General features: G+C 63.3%; 16 protein-coding genes. 10 read left to right on the forward strand and 6 right to left on the reverse strand.

All coding sequences use genetic code 11. The features are described 5' to 3' along the window. The first annotated feature begins 176 nt into the window (after nucleotides 1-176). The 3 genes from N2603_RS20580 to N2603_RS20590 all read left to right on the forward strand — a co-directional run bounded on the left by N2603_RS20580 (nucleotide 177) and on the right by N2603_RS20590 (nucleotide 2089). Nucleotides 177-1397 (forward strand): GGDEF domain-containing protein, encoded by a 1221-nt coding sequence (locus tag N2603_RS20580; protein ID WP_018642438.1) that lies wholly within the window; start codon nucleotides 177-179, stop codon nucleotides 1395-1397. Nucleotides 1398-1456: 59 nt separating this feature from the next. Continuing rightward, entirely contained in the window at nucleotides 1457-1693 is a 237-nt protein-coding gene (locus N2603_RS20585; protein WP_018642437.1) for a hypothetical protein, read from the forward strand. A 99-nt stretch (nucleotides 1694-1792) separates the two neighbouring features. Then, nucleotides 1793-2089, forward strand: coding sequence for an antibiotic biosynthesis monooxygenase family protein (locus N2603_RS20590; RefSeq protein ID WP_260390176.1), 297 nt, complete (start codon nucleotides 1793-1795; stop codon nucleotides 2087-2089). Between the two features lie 6 nt (nucleotides 2090-2095). Here N2603_RS20590 and N2603_RS20595 read toward each other — a convergent pair whose 3' ends face one another. Beyond that, nucleotides 2096-3253 carry an AI-2E family transporter gene (locus N2603_RS20595; protein ID WP_260390177.1) on the reverse strand — a complete coding sequence of 386 codons (1158 nt, stop codon included), beginning with the start codon at nucleotides 3251-3253 and terminating at the stop codon, nucleotides 2096-2098. 270 nt (nucleotides 3254-3523) lie between these two features. Here N2603_RS20595 and N2603_RS20600 point away from each other — a divergent pair, with 270 nt between their 5' ends. Both N2603_RS20600 and N2603_RS20605 read left to right on the forward strand, forming a co-directional pair. Further along, nucleotides 3524-4297, forward strand: coding sequence for a gamma-glutamyl-gamma-aminobutyrate hydrolase family protein (locus N2603_RS20600; protein WP_260390178.1), 774 nt, complete (start codon nucleotides 3524-3526; stop codon nucleotides 4295-4297). Nucleotides 4298-4656: 359 nt separating this feature from the next. Then, entirely contained in the window at nucleotides 4657-5034 is a 378-nt protein-coding gene (locus tag N2603_RS20605; RefSeq protein ID WP_260390179.1) for a VOC family protein, read from the forward strand. Between the two features lie 89 nt (nucleotides 5035-5123). On the opposite strand, the gene N2603_RS20610 is transcribed toward N2603_RS20605, so the two are convergent. Next, nucleotides 5124-6101: a GlxA family transcriptional regulator gene (locus N2603_RS20610; protein ID WP_260390180.1), complete on the reverse strand. Its 978-nt coding sequence runs from the start codon at nucleotides 6099-6101 to the stop codon at nucleotides 5124-5126. Between the two features lie 150 nt (nucleotides 6102-6251). On the opposite strand from N2603_RS20610, the gene N2603_RS20615 reads away from it, so the two are divergent. From N2603_RS20615 to N2603_RS20630, 4 genes are all read left to right on the forward strand, one after another. Beyond that, on the forward strand, nucleotides 6252-6506 hold the full coding sequence (locus N2603_RS20615) for a tautomerase family protein (RefSeq protein ID WP_260390181.1): 255 nt from the start codon (nucleotides 6252-6254) through the stop codon (nucleotides 6504-6506). A 180-nt stretch (nucleotides 6507-6686) separates the two neighbouring features. Next, nucleotides 6687-8132, forward strand: coding sequence for an NfeD family protein (locus tag N2603_RS20620; protein WP_260390182.1), 1446 nt, complete (start codon nucleotides 6687-6689; stop codon nucleotides 8130-8132). Next, complete coding sequence (locus N2603_RS20625; protein WP_018642427.1) at nucleotides 8129-8890, forward strand: slipin family protein; 762 nt, start codon at nucleotides 8129-8131, stop codon at nucleotides 8888-8890. Before N2603_RS20620 ends, N2603_RS20625 begins: the two co-directional genes overlap by 4 nt. Before the next feature lie 80 nt (nucleotides 8891-8970). Next, a complete protein-coding gene (locus N2603_RS20630; protein WP_260390183.1) occupies nucleotides 8971-10110 on the forward strand; it encodes an asparaginase in 1140 nt (379 codons plus the stop codon). Between the two features lie 333 nt (nucleotides 10111-10443). Here N2603_RS20630 and N2603_RS20635 read toward each other — a convergent pair whose 3' ends face one another. From N2603_RS20635 to N2603_RS20650, 4 genes are all read right to left on the reverse strand, one after another. Further along, the gene (locus N2603_RS20635; RefSeq protein ID WP_260390184.1) at nucleotides 10444-11253 is read right to left on the reverse strand and encodes a hypothetical protein; all 810 of its coding nucleotides are present in this window, start codon (nucleotides 11251-11253) and stop codon (nucleotides 10444-10446) included. 7 nt (nucleotides 11254-11260) lie between these two features. Continuing rightward, a complete protein-coding gene (locus N2603_RS20640; RefSeq protein WP_260390185.1) occupies nucleotides 11261-12100 on the reverse strand; it encodes a hypothetical protein in 840 nt (279 codons plus the stop codon). A 323-nt stretch (nucleotides 12101-12423) separates the two neighbouring features. Next, nucleotides 12424-13833, reverse strand: coding sequence for a type I glutamate--ammonia ligase (gene glnA / locus N2603_RS20645; protein ID WP_018642425.1), 1410 nt, complete (start codon nucleotides 13831-13833; stop codon nucleotides 12424-12426). 153 nt (nucleotides 13834-13986) lie between these two features. Next, a complete protein-coding gene (locus tag N2603_RS20650) occupies nucleotides 13987-14325 on the reverse strand; it encodes a P-II family nitrogen regulator (protein WP_007603495.1) in 339 nt (112 codons plus the stop codon). A gap of 382 nt (nucleotides 14326-14707) precedes the next feature. Here N2603_RS20650 and N2603_RS20655 point away from each other — a divergent pair, with 382 nt between their 5' ends. After that, a complete protein-coding gene (locus tag N2603_RS20655) occupies nucleotides 14708-16207 on the forward strand; it encodes an NAD(P)H-hydrate dehydratase (protein WP_260390186.1) in 1500 nt (499 codons plus the stop codon). Nucleotides 16208-16216: the final 9 nt, after the last annotated feature.

Genomic DNA, 16216 nt, shown 5'->3' on the forward strand with positions numbered 1-16216 from the left:
TGATTTTCAGCGCCCTTTTTATTGTTCGTTTGTATGCAAATTGACGACGAGTTTCCGGAAAACTTGCGGACGCGTGAAAACCTGAATGGAACCCGCGGGACATAGCGTCGCATTCGGAAGGGCGCGCAAATCGGATGTGCCGATCGCGTAACTGCTATGTTTTCAAGGGGGCCGACATGATGTCGCTCGATAGCATCACGCTCTATTTGGTTGCCACCATGGTTGCCGCACTGCTCGGCGCCATGATGGTGTTCTTCGGCAAGCAGGAGAACAGTCCTGCGCTGAAATGGTGGGGCACCGCCTATCTGCTCGGTGCCGCCTCCGTCGCACTGTGGACGGCGGCCGGCGAGAGGCTGGGGCCGCATCTCTATCTGGCGTTAAATGCCGTCGGCTTCGTGGCCTGCGGCATGGTGTGGAATGCGGCGCGCGTGTTCCACGGCCGCAAGCCGAACTGGCCCGGCCTCGTGCTCGGTGCGCTCGCCTGGGTCGCCGCCGTGACGCTGCTCGATCCCACTGCGTCCATGCTGCGCATGATTATCGGCGCCGGCATCGTCTCGGTGTACGCGGCGGTGACGGCGAGCGAGCTCTGGGTCGAGCGGCGCAAGAGCCTGCAACGGCGCTGGCCTGCCTTCGTCGTGCCGGTGATGCATGGTTGCGTGCTGATGCTGCCGATCCTGATCGGCAGCTTCCTGCGGCCGCACGATGCCGGCTTCTCCTCCAGCATCTGGGTCACCGTGTTCGCGGTCGAGCTCGTGCTCTACGCCGTCGGCACCGTCTTCGTGATCTTCATGCTGGTGTCGGAGCGCACCGTCACAGCGCACCGGACCGCGGCGTCGACCGACCCGCTGACCGGCATGCTCAACCGCCGCGGCTTCTCCGAAGCCTGCGGCCGCGTGATCGACCGCGAGGCCAAGGCCGGACGTCCCGTCACCGTGATGATCTTCGACATCGACCACTTCAAGTCGATCAACGACCGCTTCGGCCACCCCGCCGGCGACGAGATGCTGAGACTGTTCTCGACCGTCGTCGTCAGTAACTTACGCATCTCCGACCTCTCGGGCCGTATCGGCGGCGAGGAGTTCGCCGCGCTCCTGCCGTGTTCGCTGGAGGAGGGCGTGCTGGTGGCCGAGCGCGTGCGCGAGGCGTTCGAGACCTCTGGCGTCGTCGTCGATGAAGGCCCGGTCGACACCACCGTCAGCATCGGTGTCGCCGGCGGTCCGGCCGGCACCGAGCTCGAGGTGCTGCTGGCCTCGGCCGACACCGCGCTCTACCAGGCCAAGCGCGGCGGCCGTAACCGCGTCGAGGCGGCGGAGGAGCTGCCGCTGTCGCTGGAGAACTGGCGCCGCCAGAGCGCGGCGCGGGTCGGTGCGCCGCAGGCGCGTCCGGTCACGGCGTGAGCTCGAGGGCGGCCCTGCGGTAATCCGCTGTTTACCAATCGATCCCTACCATTGCGGTCATGGAATCGATCCGTCGACAGAACCCGCAGGCCGCCCTGATGTCGCTCGAAGCGCAAGCCGCTTCGGCACGCGGCGGCTTCGCCTGCCTGTTCTCGACCGCGGATGAATACGAGACGGCGCTGATCACCGAGCGCCGTGCGCAGGGCCGCTACACGCAGGGCCGCAGCTATTGGCCGCTCGCGCTGTTCGTCGGTTGTGCGCTGATCGTGGCTGGCACGGCCCTGCTGTTTGCCTGACAGGCCTGCATTTTTTGGCCGGGCAGGGCGCCGTTTCGGCGCCTTTTTCTTTGCCGCCGTCTGCGGTAGACACGGCCATCAACAAAAAGGGTGGAACCGATGATCACCGAGATCGCGCAAATCGACGTCAAGCCGGGCAGCGAGAAGGATTTCGAGGCCGCCGTCGCCAAGGCCAAGGCCGCCTTCGGCCGCTCCAAGGGCTTTCACGGCTTCGAGCTGCACAAGTCGATCGAGAAGCCGCAGCGCTACCAGCTGATGGTGAAGTGGGCGACGCTGGAAAATCACACCGTCGATTTCCGCGGCTCCGAGAATTTCACCGAATGGCGCGGCCTCGTTGGCCAGTATTTTGCCGCGCCGCCGGAGGTCGAGCACACCGAGACCGTGCTGACGACCTGAGCGAGGTTACGCCGCTTCAGCGAGGGGCGGCGCTTCATACGTCTTGAAATGGTCGATCATGACCTTGGCGATGGCGACCAGCGGGAGCGCCAGCGCGAGGCCCCAGATTCCGAACACGACGCCGAGCAGGATCTGGAACGCGAACAGCGTCGCCGGCGGGATGTCCAGCGCCTGCCGCTGCAGGAGCGGGGTCAGCACGTAACTCTCCATGGCGTGGACGACCATGAAGAGCAGAAACGCCGACAGCGCCGGGATCCAGCCCGAGGCGAGGCTCGCCAGCACCACGACGACGCCTGCGATGATGGCGCCGACGGTGGGGATGAAGGCGAGCAGGCCGGCTTGGATCCCCAGGATGAACGAGCCGGGAATGCCGATGATGGCGAGCCCGATCCAGGTCACGACGCCGACCGCGATCATCACCACGATCTGCGCGATCAGCCAGCGCTCCAGCGTTTCGCCGATGCGGTCGATGATGAGCGTGACGCGGGTGCGGTGCTTCGCAGGCGCGAGGAACAGCAGGCCGTCGTGATAGACGGCGGGCTGGGCGGCAAAGGCGAGCCCCAGAAACAGCACGATGAAGATGTTGCCGACGGCGCTGATCGCGCCGAACAGCAGCTTGAAGGTCTGGCTCACAATCGCCCCGCCGCTCGAGGCGAGCGCGCCTGCACCCGGCAAGCCGCCGTGCGCGCTCGGGCTTGGGGCGGGCGCCGGCGCCTCGTCGGTTGAGGCTGCCGGCGTTGCGTTGCCAAGGTCGAACACGCTGGTGTCGATGCCGTGGCTTTCGAGGAAGGACCGGACATTGCCGATCTGCGACTTGATGGTCTTGCTGAGCAGCGAGGCCTGCTCGGCGATGGTGGCGCCGCCGAGATAGGCAACGCCTGCGAGCAGCACAGCAAGGACGAGGCAGACGATCGCGAGCCGCACTGTGTGTGGCAGGTGAACGCGCCGTCCGAGCGCATGGGTCAGCGCATTGAGGCCGACGCCGAGCAGCATGCCGGTGAAGATCAGGAGCAGGGTGGCCGCAAAATGCCAGGTGAAGGCGAGCAGCGCGGTGAACAGCACGACACCGATGCCGCCGACCGAGATCGCCCAGGCCTGATTCCAAGCCTGATCCCAAGCCTGATCGTTGCGGGTCCGGGGCCGTTCATCTCTGGAAATGGTCACATCGGGTCCTTTTCGGAACGCTGCAGGCGGCCACTCTTTCGCGAAATTCCGGTGGGGATCAAGCTAGGCCCGGTGCCGGCCCGGTGCCGATTTGACGCGTCCGGCCTGAACGGATCAACGCTCCGGCCGCCAAAAGGGGCCATATCCGCGCGCTGGTCCCGGCATTTGCGCGAAAATAGCATTGCCGTCCCGCGATCCCTTCTGTTGAATTTGTTCCATGCCAGGGGCATGTTTGGAGAATCTTCTTCGGCGGGGAGGTCGGAACGACAGATGAGAAAGCCGGTCGTCGGCGTGATCGGGAATGCCCATCGCGTCGAGAATCGATTTCAGGTCCAGATGGTCGGCGAGCGAAACCTGCGCGCCGTGGCCGAGGTGTCCGGCGGCTTGCCGGTGATGTTCGCGGGCTCCCCTGATATCACCGACATCGGGGCGCTGCTCGATACCGTCGACGGCATCATCCTCACCGGGGCGCGGGCCAACGTGCACCCGACCCGCTTCAACGTCGATCCCTGCGAGAAGCACGAGCCCTACGACATCCATCGCGACGAGGTGGCTCTGGCGCTCTCGGTGGCTTGCGTCGCGCGCGGCGTGCCGCTGTTCGGCATCTGCCGCGGCCTCCAGGAGATGAACGTCGCCTTCGGCGGCTCGCTGCACCCGGAGATCCGCGAGATCCCGGGCCGCATGAACCACCGCATGCCCCGGCTCGAGAACGGCGAGATCCATCCCGATCCGACCGTGGTGTTCGCCGACCGTCACGAGGTCGACCTGACGCCGGGAGGCGCCTTTGCCAAAATTCTCGGCTGCGAGAAGATCAGGGTCAATTCGCTGCACGGGCAGGGCATCCTGGATCCCGGCAAGCGCGTGCTGATTGAGGGCATCGCCGAGGACGGCACCATCGAGGCGATCCGCATCGCGGAAGCCCCGACCTTTGCGCTCGGCGTGCAATGGCATGCCGAGTACGACCCGCAGCACAATCCCATCAACCGCAAGCTGTTCGAGGCTTTCGGCGCAGCGCTGGTGGCGCGGCGGAAGGCGGCGGCGTAGGCGGGCGGACTCAGGCGTGAGTAGGCGTTTCAGCTACGCCCTCGCCGCATCGTCATTGCGAGCGCAGCGAAGCAATCCAGAATCCCTCCGCAGAAAGAATCTGGATTGCTTCGCTGCGCTCGCAATGACGGGGAGGGCGAGCGCCACTACTCAGATCTGCGGCTTCCGTAGGCTTGCGATGGGAAGGGCCTGCGGGACTGCGTCATGCATTCAAGGCGCAGTCCAAATTTCGGACGAGATAAACCAATCAGTAGGAATTGGTCCGGCCTGTTTTTGCGGCTCTGATTTGTTCTTTGAGAACGAAGTGGAGTCAGATGCAGAACGAAGGCTGACGGGTTGCATGACGTTGGAGTGCACGAATGAGTCCTTCCGGAGCTTTGATCGCGATCCTGCCGTGTAATGACCTTGATGCGTCGGAGCGGTTCTACAATCGGCTGGGCTTTGCGCGCCCGGACGGTGAAAGGCCTGCTCCGGGAGAGCCCGACACCTATCGCATGTTGTCGAACGGGAAGGGCGGATATCTACATCTGACGGACGCGGTCGAGGGATGGCTAACGCCGGGCAGGAACCCATTTGGGCTTTATCTCTACCTCGAGAATGTTGATGCTGCAGCGCGCGAATTTCAGCAATCACCCGAAGACAAGCCGTGGGGGATGTACGAATTTGCGATCTCTGACCCAGATGAAACGTTGGTCCGTGTCGGTTGGCCAACCCATCTCCGCGCCGGGGCGCAGTAATTCGTCTGCAACTGCCCATCGTGACATTTTGTGGTGCTGCACTAACTGGGCCGCTCAGCGGCTCGCGAAGCAGGCATTCGCGGCCTGCCTCACGCCGTCCGCTCCATCCGTCGCGCGCGATACGCCTGCGGCGACATCAAGGTCAGCTTGCGGAACGCCTTGCGAAAGCTGCTTTCGTCCTCATAGCCGGCGGCGCGGGCGATGGTCTTGACCGGCTGCGTCGTCGTCTCCAGCAGCGTGCGCGCATGCTCGACGCGGCGGCGCGTGATGAAGGCTTGCGGCGGCTCGTGCGTGAGCTCCTGAAACTTCCGGTTCAGCGTGCGCTCGCTGAGGCCGAGCGCGCCCGCGAGGCGCTTGACCGTCATCGGGCTCTTGCCGGTGCGGCGAACCAGGAGATCGGCTTTGGTCAGCAGCGGGTCCTGCGAGAGCAGATAGCCGACGGGCATGAAGATCGATTGGCTGCGCTGCGCGGTGTCGATCACGACGTAGTCCGCGCATAGTTTTGCGATCTCCTTGCCGTCGACCATCTCGATCAGCCTGAGCAGAAGGTCGACCCACGACATCGGTCCGGCCGCGCAGACGATGCGGTCCGCGACCGTGATGACGGCGTCGGCCGCGAGGTCGATCGTGGGATGCCGCTGCCGCAGCTCGCCTTGCAGCCACCAGGTGATGGTGGCGCGGCGGTTGTCGAGCAGACCGCTGCCTGCCAGCAGGAACACGCCACTGCAAAACGCGCCGATCAGACGGCCGTTCGCATGCTGCCGCCGCAGCCAGGCGCCGGCACGGGCATATTGCGGTTGCAGACGCGCGGCCGTGACGTGATCGACGAGATTGCCGGGGACGAGGATCGCATCGAAGCGGCCGCGTCTGCCGATGGCGCCGTCGACCGCGACCATCCGGCCGCCGCCGGCGCGCACGTCCCGGCCGTCGAGCGACAGCGTCTGCCAGCTGAAGCGGGGCGCTGCGCCGCTTTGCTGCATCACATGATTGGCGAGCGAGAGGACGTCGGCGACGCCGGCGATCGCCGAATGCATGCAACCTTCCAGCGCCAGAATTGCGAGCTTCATGAGACCTCCAGGCAGACGCTGTGATCCTAGCCGATCGCTGCGCCCGCGCGTGGCGGAAATTGCCCGATCTCTGGCTTACCCGCCACTCCCTTGCCGGGCCCGCCGGGTCCAAATTGGCCGCGTCGTCAAACGACACGATTGGAGAGAGATATGCCTTACATCACCATTTCCACCGTGCGCGGCATCCTGGATGCCGCGCAGAAGAAGACGCTGCTCGAACGGATCACCGACCTGATGGTCGAGGTCGAAGGGCAGGGCAGCCCGGACTTCCGCCGCAACGTCTGGGTCAGGATCGAGGAGCAGGAGCCCTCGCACTGGTCGCTCGGCGGTATGCAGCCGACGCGCGAGATCATCGCGAGCACGTTCGGTGCGATCGGAGCCGATGGCGTGAGGGTGGCACGGTAGCAGCGGCTGGCACGGGGCGGATCAGTCGTCGTCATGGTCCGCCACCGCCTCTGCTCAACCGATCACATCGCCATCCTGCATGGCCTTCCCATTGCGTTGCACAATCGCAACGTTGGTCTCCACGCGCAGCATTGAGGTTCTCGAGAGGAACACCATATCCTCTGCAAGGGAGCCCTTGCCGTGCAGACCATGAAGGCGGCCCTCGTTGCGGCGATCACCGTCGTGGCTTTGACCTGCTGCCTCCGTCCCAGCTCAGCGGAGGAGAGCGGCCGTGTCGCACTGATTGTTTCGATCGACGGGGCCATTGGCCCGGCCTCGGCCAGCTACGTGAAGGAGGCGTTGGCCAAGGCGAGTGAACGGCACGCCGAGGTCGTGCTTCTGAGGATGAACACGCCCGGCGGTCTCAATTCCAGCATGCGTGAGATCATCGCGGATGTGCTCGCCTCGCCGATTCCTGTCGTCGGTTACGTTGCTCCCTCCGGCGCCCACGCAGCGAGTGCGGGGACCTATATCCTCTATGCGACCCACATCGCGGCGATGGCGCCAGGCACCAATATTGGTGCCGCGACGCCGGTGCAGATTGGCGGGCCGCTGCCGGGCCTGCCGGGCGGTGCGCCGGACAAGGGCGGCAAGGACAAGAAGGACGGCGACCAGCAGAGCGAGCCCAAGGATCAGGCCAAGGATCAGCTCAAGGATCAGCTCAAGGATCAGCTCAAGGATCCAATGACGGCGAAGGCGACCAATGATGCGGTCGCTTTCATCCGCAGCCTTGCGGAGCTGCGCGGCCGCAATGTGGACTGGGCGGAGAAGGCGGTCCGTGAGGCTGCCACGCTCTCTGCCAACGGCGCCCTCGAGGCGCATGCCATCGATCTCGTCGCGCGCGATCAGGCCGAATTGCTGAGGCAGCTCGACGGCCGTGTGGTGGAGGTTGCAGGCGGCAGGACGCAACGCCTCGCGACGAAGGATGCCGTCGTCGAGGCCATCGACCCCGGACGGATATCCCGCTTCCTGGCGGTCATCACCGATCCGAACGTGGCGTTCATTCTCCTGATGATCGGCATCTACGGCCTGATCTTCGAATTCATGTCTCCCGGCGCCGTCGCCCCGGGAGTCATCGGCGCGATCTGCCTGTTGATCGGCCTCTATGCGCTCAATCTGCTGCCGGTCAACTATGCCGGCTTCGCCCTGATGCTGGTCGGGCTCGTGCTTCTCACGATCGAGGCCTTCAATCCGACCGTGGTGATCGGTCTCGGAGGAATCATCGCTTTCGTGCTGGGAGCCTTGATGCTTTTCAGGGGCGAGGCGCCTGGCTACCAGCTGTCGTGGTGGGTGATCGGCATCACGACGGCCGTGTTCACCGGCTTTGCGCTCGTCGTGCTTGGTTCACTCCGGCGCATCCGCAAGGCTCCTGCACTGGTCGGCGCGAAGGCCATGCGAGGCTTGCCTGCGGAGGTTCTCGACTGGAACGGGAACGAAGGTCACGTCTTCGCCCACGGTGAGCGCTGGCAGGCGCGCGGTGCCGAAACGTTCATGCCCGGAGAGATGGCCGAAGTCGCGGGCGTCACCGACCTGACGCTGCTGATACGGCGCGCACCAGCCCGAACCGGCGAGGGAGGTACATCATGATGCTGGAATATCTGACCTATGCGGCGCTTGCGCTGCTTGTCGTCATGTTTCTATCCCAGGCCATTCGAATCCTTCGCGAATACGAGCGTGGCGTCGTCTTTACACTCGGCCGCTTCACCGGCGTGAAAGGACCGGGCCTCATCCTCCTCATTCCGGTCGTGCAGCAACTCGTCAAGGTCGATCTCCGGGTGATGGTGCAGGTGGTGCCGCCGCAGGACGTGATTTCCCGGGACAACGTGTCCGTCAAGGTCAACGCCGTTCTATACTTTCGCATCGTCGACCCCGAACGTGCCATTATCAAGGTCGGCGACTACATGGCCGCCACCAGCCAGCTCGCCCAGACCACGTTGCGCTCGGTTCTCGGCAAGCACGAGCTCGACGAGATGCTCGCCGAGCGCGACAGGTTGAACGCCGACATCCAGGAGATCCTCGACAAGCAGACCGACGTCTGGGGCATCAAGGTCACCGGCATAGAGATCAAGGACGTCGATCTCAACGAAACCATGGTTCGCGCGATCGCCAAGCAGGCCGAGGCCGAGCGCTTGCGGCGGGCCAAGGTGATCAATGCAATGGGCGAGCAGCAGGCTGCTGAAAAGCTCGTCGAAGCCGGCCGGATTCTCGCGCAGGAGCCCCAGGCGATGCAGCTGCGTTATTTCGCAGCTCTCCATGACATCGCGGGCGAACGGTCGTCGACCGTCGTCTTTCCGCTCCCGACGGGTTTGCTCGATCATTTCATGCCACGGCGGGACAACCCCTAGGGAAAGCAGCAGGCTGACCCATCTTCGGCCTCAATGGGCGTATCGAATGTCGATCCCACCTTAAACGGGAGGACAATTCGATGACGAAGCCTACCGCCAGCCCAGCCAGCTGTCGCCAAATTCGAACATCCATTCTCGCCATTCCACTGCTGTCCTTTGCGCTCTGGTCCGGCGGCATCGGCGCAGCCGCGCAGGCGGCAGAGCCGGGCAAGGACGCTGCGGCCGTCAGCCTGCCGCGCATTCTCGTGCTTGCGACGGGCGGCACCATCGCAGGCCAGGCCGATCCGCGTGCGACCGGCGCCTACAAGTCGGGCCAGATCACCGGCGAGCAGCTGATGGCGTCGGTGCCGGGCCTCGACAAGCTGGCAAAGCTGAACGCCGAGCAGATTTCGTCGATCGGGTCCCAGGACATGAACGACAAGGTCTGGTTCGCGCTGGCCCGCCGCATCCAGGATGCCTTCGACAAGAACGAAGCCGACGGCGTCATCATCACCCATGGCACGGATACGCTGGAGGAGACCGCGTTCTTTCTCGACAACGTGGTGCGCGGCGACAAGCCGGTGGTGATCGTCGGCTCGATGCGGCCGGCCACCGCGGTCAGCGCCGACGGCCCCGGCAATCTCTACGAGGCGGTGCAGGTCGCCGCCGATCCGCGCTCGCGCGGCCGCGGCGTTATGGCCGTGCTGAACGACAAGATTCAGGGCGCGCGCTCGGTGACGAAGACCAACACGACGAGCATCGAGACCTTCAGCTCCCCCAATGACGGGCCGGTCGGCTATGTCGACACCGCCGGCGGCATCCGTTTCATGACCCAGGCCGCCGGCTTCAAGCGCGCGACCTATCAGCTCCCGGCGGGCGAGCAATTACCGCGCGTCGAGATCGTCTACTCGCACGCCAATATGGACGCCGTTCCGATCGAGGATGCCATCTCGCACGGCGCCAAGGGCATCGTGCTGGCCGGCGTCGGCGACGGCAATACGTCGAAGTCCGCACTCGACGCGCTCGAGGCCGCCGCAAAGAAGGGCATCATCGTCGTCCGTTCCACCCGCGTTCGCTCCGGCTTTGTCACCCGGAACGTCGAGGTCGACGACGACAAGAACGGGTTCGTCGTGTCCGAGGATCTCAATCCCCAGAAGGCGCGGGTGCTCACCCAGTTGCTGATCGCGGGCGGGGTGACAGGGCCGGCCGAGCTGCAGCGGGCGTTCACGGCGACGTGGTAGCGGCCAGCCCGCATCTTGTAGGGTGGGTTAGCCATTCGGATTGTGCGAAGCGCAATCCGTATTGCGTAACCCACCTCTTCTGCTTGCCCGGATAGAGACAGTGGTGGGTTACGCATTGCAAATGCGCTTCGCACATCTGCAATGCTAACCCACCCTACGGACTTGCGACGTCCCAAACGAAAAGGCGCCCCTCGCGGAGCGCCTTTTGCTTGTTGCAGAGAGTTCGAGCCGCTAGCCCAAATAGTACATGTCGAACTCGATCGGGTGCGGGGTCATCTCGAAGCGTTCGACCTCGGTCATCTTCAGCGCCGCGCCCGCTAAGAGAAAGAAGCGTTAGTCTAGAGGCACGTTGAAATTGTAACTGCCGCAATATTCCTTCAACGAAGTCTGGAGCGAGGTTTCTTTGTTTTCACTTTCGGCCAGCCGAGAGTAAATATCTCTTACAATAATGCGAGACTGATCAAACCCAATCGATGAACCAATCTGCGCGTTTACGATTTCAAGCGTTTTGCTGATGTCGTTCACGTTTTCTCGATAGGCGTAACTTGCCATTGAGTTCGTCACCCCCAGAAGATTGGCTCTGCCGTTCGTGCTGATGTTGGAGTCGCGCAGGTGATGAAGGACGATGCAGACAGTCGTGTTGTCGACGACGTTTGCAAGAATGTTGGCTGAGTTCACTCGCAATCGCTGATTGTCGCCTCGTGCCGCCCATGTCAGCGACTTGATGATAGTGTCGGTCGTGCATTGCCTGAACCGAAGGATTGAAAGACGGTCGTCGGAAATGATGGCACGGATGACATCGGTCAACACAATTGCGACGTCGCGTTGAGTCGGGGGCCAAGTGCTTGGTTCTGGATTCCGACGCAGGAATTGTGGAATTGCCGCCATCAGCGCAGGCAGCGCGTCCTTTCCGATCTGTCCGAGCGTGCCGGCGGCAGTCAGGCGGGTCGGCTCATCGTTTGATTGCAAGCCCTTGAGGGTTGCGGAAACATCCGGTCTCGCGACGTAAGAACAACGAATGGCATCGGATGGCTGCGCGGCAACCGGCGAAATCTCCGCAAGCAGATGCAGAAATGCCGCAAGGCTCAAGATTGCACGTGACAGTTTGAGAGCGGTGATGAATGCTTTTCGGTGCAACATCATGCGCCCCTCAGTTTGCGGTAAACGGGGGTGCGGGTGCGGGCTTTCCCGCTTCGTCAAGACTTAGAACGTTGACGAATTTGAGGTCGACTTTGGTGGTACCGATGCTCTGCACAGGTTCCGGTCGCTGGCCCGGCGCGTTGTCTTTTAGGTCAAGCGTCGGGCAGCCGCGCTCGATTGACCATTTGGGACCCTTCGCTTCAATGCAGACGTCCAGCTTTCCGTAGCCTCTCGAAATTGGCGCTAGTACCTCAATAGAGGCGTCGCGGATCAAAGCAGGTAGCGTGCGACCGTCCTTCAAGTATGTCGTGACCGTGGCCTGCTGCAGATTGGTTCCGGCGGGATTGTTGATTTCAAAAACCACTAGCGCGTAGCCGCTCGAGTTGGCGAACACGCGTTCTATCCTATCGGAGCCGAGGACTGCTCCGAATCCAAAGACGCCGGCAAGAACGCCAGCACCACCTGCCAAATAGAATTTGGCCTTGGCTTGGGAGCCCGGTTCGGTGAACTCGCCGCTGCCGAGGCTCTGGGTGCCAGTGCCGAACAGGACAATGGACAAACCCAATAGAGCTAAAATGAAAACGAACGTCGGATGCACATGATAAAGCAAGCTGTAGGCGAAATACAGAAAGCCGCATCCCAAGAGAATGAAGAAAAACCCGCTTTTGGAGAAATCAACGGTACGGGAAAAAAGAAGCTGCAGAATTTGGATGGCGCTGTCGTCGAGATGTGTTGGTGCGTTTTCAGACTTAACAGGGGCATTTGTTGATGCCTTGTTCGTTTCCTCGCTCTGGTCGTTTCCAGAATTGGCCTCATCTAGATTCTTAGTGTCTTTTGGCCCTTGTTGCATGGCAGGTCCCATCCCCCAACAAAGCTTTTGTGTGAATGTTTTTACGATATCGGCAGTCGCATCAGAGTGTAAGCCAATTGCGGGCGCCGGAGCTCGATCGCGCGGTCATGGCAGTTGCATTTAAAATCTAACTCAACCCCTTCGTTTTCGGAAGAGGGGGCGAGCAGCCTCGCGGCGCGCTGCCCGCCGTCGACAGCGTGACGCTGGTTAAGTGGGCGCCGGTCGGGTCGGATATCGGGGTGAATTTTCCAGGCAAAGGAGGGCCAAACGAAAAGGCGCCCCTCGCGGAGCGCCTTTTGCTTGTTGCAGGGCGTTCGGGCCGCTTAGCCCGAATAGTACATGTCGAACTCGATCGGGTGCGGGGTCATCTCGAAGCGTTCGACCTCGGTCATCTTCAGCTCGATGTAAGCGTCGATGAAGTCGTCGTCGAACACGCCGCCGTTCTTGAGGAAGCCGCGGTCCTTGTCGAGGTTTTCCAGCGCCTCGCGGAGCGAGCCGCAGACGGTCGGGATCTGCTTCAGCTCTTCCTTCGGCAGGTCGTAGAGGTCCTTGTCCATCGCCGGACCCGGATCGATCTTGTTCTTGATGCCGTCGAGGCCGGCCATCAGCATCGCGGCGAAGCCGAGATAGGGATTGGCGAGCGGATCGGGGAAGCGCACCTCGACACGCTTGGCCTTCGGCGAAGCGGTGTAGGGGATGCGGCAGGAGGCCGAGCGGTTGCGCGCGGAGTAGGCCAGCAGCACCGGGGCCTCGTAGCCCGGGACCAGACGCTTGTAGGAGTTGGTCGACGGGTTGGTGAAGGCGTTGATCGCCTTGGCGTGCTTGATGATGCCGCCGATGTAGTGGAGGCAGGTCTCCGACAGGTCAGCATACTTGTTGCCGGCGAACACCGGCTTGCCGTCCTTCCAGATCGACTGGTGCACGTGCATGCCCGAGCCGTTGTCGCCGTAGACCGGCTTCGGCATGAAGGTGGCGGTCTTGCCGTAGATGTGGGCGACCTGATGGATGCAGTATTTGTAGATCTGCAGGTGGTCGGCCATCAGCGTCAGCGTGTCGAACTTCATGCCGAGCTCGTGCTGGGCGGAAGCGACCTCGTGGTGATGCTTCTCGACCTTGACGCCCATCTTGGCCATGGCGCCGAGCATCTCGGAGCGCATGTCCTGCACCGAGTCCTGCGGCGGGACGGGGAAGTAGCCGGCCTTGGTGCGGATGCGGTGGCCGAGGTTGCCGCCTTCATATTCCGTGTCGGTGTTGGTCGGCAGCTCCGAGGAGTCGAGGCGGAAACCGGTGTTGTAGGGGCTGGAGGAGAAGCGCACGTCGTCGAACACGAAGAACTCGGCTTCGGGACCGACGAACACGCTGTCGCCCACGCCCATCGACTTCACCATGGCTTCGGCCTTCTTGGCGATGCCGCGGGGGTCGCGGTTGTAGGGCTCGCCGGTGGTCGGCTCGAGCACGTCGCAGGTGATGACCATCGTGGTCTCGGCGAAGAACGGATCGATCGTCGCGGTCACCGGATCGGGCATCAGGCACATGTCGGACTCGTTGATCGCCTTCCAGCCGGCGATCGAGGAGCCGTCGAACATCGTCCCTTCGGCGAAAATGTCCTCATCGATCATGCTGACGTCGAACGTGACGTGCTGCCACTTGCCGCGCGGATCGGTGAAGCGCAGGTCGACGTATTTGACGTCGTTGTCCTTGATCGATTTCAGGACGTCTTTGGCGGTCTTCATGCATACCCCTTTTGGCTCTGCGGGTCGGTTTCCAGGTGAGCAAGATTGTTCTCGCTTTTGGCGAGTTCGCGCGCGACCGCACAAACGAAATCAGGCCGCCGAAGCAGCCTTATTTCTTGTCAGAGTGTCGCAAAATGCGGGATAGCACCCGGCTTAGATAGCGTCCAGCCCGGATTCGCCGGTCCGGATGCGGATCGCCTCTTCGATGTTGGAGACGAAAATCTTGCCGTCGCCGATGCGCCCGGTTTGCGCGGCGCGGCGGATGGCGTCGATGGCGCGCTCGACCAGATCGTCGCCGATCACGATCTCGATCTTCACCTTGGGCAGGAAGTCGACGATGTATTCTGCGCCGCGGTAAAGCTCGGCGTGACCCTTCTGCCGGCCGAAGCCCTTGGCCTCGGTGACCGTGATGCCCTGAAGGCCGACTTCCTGAAGCGCTTCCTTCACCTCGTCGAGCTTGAACGGCTTGATGATGGCTTCAATTTTCTTCACTGCGCGCCTCCCGGCCTTTCGATCAAATAGCAACGTCTTCGTCAGGATGCGCTTTTCTTAACGCACGATGTTGTCTTCGCTATGCCGGGATCCCTGACCAGTCCGGCAACAACGGCCGGCCACACCCTGATAAATGCCAGTGAGCACGACGAACCGAAGCGGCTTCCTCGAAAGCAGGGTCTATGCCAAGTTGCAAATGCCCTGATTATTGGAGCGTTATCAGCCTTTTAACGAGCATCTCTGATAGGTGGTGCCGACCGAGCCAAAATACCGAAGACTACGAAATAGGCAAACAGTTCAGTATCTGTGCAGATCGGCGTTCCCGGGGACGGGTCGGCACAAAAGATGCCTGTTGAAGAGGCGTTTGTACCAGGGAAGTGGCATGGAAGTTCTGACCAACGCCGAAATGCAGCGCGCCGACCAGCTCGCGATCGCGGCCGGGACCCCCGGCTTCAAGCTGATGCTGAGCGCGGGCCAGGCGGTCGCGGAGGCCGCCAACGCGCTGGTGGAGGAGGGGCCGATCCTGATCGTGGCCGGTCCCGGCAACAATGGCGGCGACGGTTTTGTCGCAGCCGCCGAGCTCGCCGCGCAAGGCCGCGAGGTCTCGGTGATCCTGATGTGCGAGCGCGATCAGCTCCAGGGCGATGCGGCCTCGGCCGCGCGCGGCTGGAAGCATCCGGTGCTCCCGTTCAATCCGCAGGCGATCGGAAGACCTGCGCTGATCATCGATGCGCTGTTCGGCGCGGGCCTCAGCCGCCCCGTCGAGGGCGAGGCGTGGGAGATGATCGAGGCGATCAACGCCAACGACGCGCCAGTGCTCGCGGTCGACCTGCCGAGCGGCATCAACGGCACCAGCGCGGCGGTGCTGGGCGTGGCGGTCAACGCCACCGAGACCGTCACCTTCTTCCGCAAGAAGCCGGCGCACCTGCTGCTGCCGGGACGGATGCATTGCGGCCGGGTGCGGGTTGCCGACATCGGTATCGACGCACAGGTTCTGGACGAGATCGGGCCGCAGATTTTCGAGAACGATCCGGATTTCTGGGGCGCGGCGTTTCCGGTGCCGCGCATCGACGCCCACAAATATGCGCGAGGTCACGTGCTTGCGGTCTCCGGCGACGCGGCCGCGACCGGCGCGGCGCGGCTCGCCGCGCGCGGGGCGCTACGCGCCGGCGCAGGCCTGGTGACTTTGGCCACTCCGCGCGATGCGCTCGCGATCAATGCGGCCGCGCTCACCGCGGTGATGGTGCGCCCCGTCGATACCGTGGTCGAGTTCGGCGAGCTGCTCGGCGACAAGCGCTACAACACCTGCATCATCGGTCCCGGCGCCGGGGTAGGCGAGCGCACCTGCGACATGGTGCACACCGCGCTCACCGCGCAGCGCCATCTGGTGCTGGACGCGGACGCGCTGACGAGCTTTGCCGCAAACCCCGAGCGCCTGTTCGAATCGATCAAGTCCTCGCACGACAGTGCGGTGGTGCTGACGCCGCACGAGGGCGAGTTTCCGCGCCTGTTCTCCGATCTCAGCAACAAGCATCCGGGTCGCTCCAAGCTCGAGCGCGTCCGCGCCGCCGCCGAGCGCTCCGGCGCGGTGGTGCTGCTGAAGGGGCCCGATACCACCATCGCCGCGCCCGACGGCCGCGCCACCATCGCCGCCAACGCGCCGCCCTGGCTGGCCACGGCAGGTGCCGGCGACGTGCTCTCCGGCATCATCGCCGGTCTTCTCGCGCAGGGCGTGCCGGCCTTCGAAGCCGCCAGCATCGGCGTCTGGATGCATGGCGAGGGGGCAAGCGAGGCCGGACCGGGCCTGATCGCCGAGGACCTGACCGAGACGCTGCCGGCCGTGCACCGGCGGATCTATGATGCGCTGGGGATCGAATACTGAGCTGTCAGG

It is taken from the genome of Bradyrhizobium huanghuaihaiense, from assembly GCF_025200885.1.
Taxonomy (GTDB): Bacteria; Pseudomonadota; Alphaproteobacteria; order Rhizobiales; family Xanthobacteraceae; genus Bradyrhizobium; species Bradyrhizobium huanghuaihaiense.

Excerpts from the sequence above, each read along its gene's own strand:
- N2603_RS20580 (WP_018642438.1), top strand. The coding sequence starts at position 177 with ATGATGTCGCTCGATAGCATCACGCTCTATTTGGTTGCCACCATGGTT.
- N2603_RS20585 (WP_018642437.1), top strand. The coding sequence starts at position 1,457 with ATGGAATCGATCCGTCGACAGAACCCGCAGGCCGCCCTGATGTCGCTC.
- N2603_RS20590 (WP_260390176.1), top strand. The coding sequence starts at position 1,793 with ATGATCACCGAGATCGCGCAAATCGACGTCAAGCCGGGCAGCGAGAAG.
- N2603_RS20600 (WP_260390178.1), top strand. The coding sequence starts at position 3,524 with ATGAGAAAGCCGGTCGTCGGCGTGATCGGGAATGCCCATCGCGTCGAG.
- N2603_RS20605 (WP_260390179.1), top strand. The coding sequence starts at position 4,657 with ATGAGTCCTTCCGGAGCTTTGATCGCGATCCTGCCGTGTAATGACCTT.
- N2603_RS20610 (WP_260390180.1), bottom strand. The coding sequence starts at position 6,101 with ATGAAGCTCGCAATTCTGGCGCTGGAAGGTTGCATGCATTCGGCGATC.
- N2603_RS20615 (WP_260390181.1), top strand. The coding sequence starts at position 6,252 with ATGCCTTACATCACCATTTCCACCGTGCGCGGCATCCTGGATGCCGCG.
- N2603_RS20625 (WP_018642427.1), top strand. The coding sequence starts at position 8,129 with ATGATGCTGGAATATCTGACCTATGCGGCGCTTGCGCTGCTTGTCGTC.
- N2603_RS20630 (WP_260390183.1), top strand. The coding sequence starts at position 8,971 with ATGACGAAGCCTACCGCCAGCCCAGCCAGCTGTCGCCAAATTCGAACA.
- N2603_RS20635 (WP_260390184.1), bottom strand. The coding sequence starts at position 11,253 with ATGATGTTGCACCGAAAAGCATTCATCACCGCTCTCAAACTGTCACGT.
- N2603_RS20640 (WP_260390185.1), bottom strand. The coding sequence starts at position 12,100 with ATGCAACAAGGGCCAAAAGACACTAAGAATCTAGATGAGGCCAATTCT.
- glnA (WP_018642425.1), bottom strand. The coding sequence starts at position 13,833 with ATGAAGACCGCCAAAGACGTCCTGAAATCGATCAAGGACAACGACGTC.
- N2603_RS20655 (WP_260390186.1), top strand. The coding sequence starts at position 14,708 with ATGGAAGTTCTGACCAACGCCGAAATGCAGCGCGCCGACCAGCTCGCG.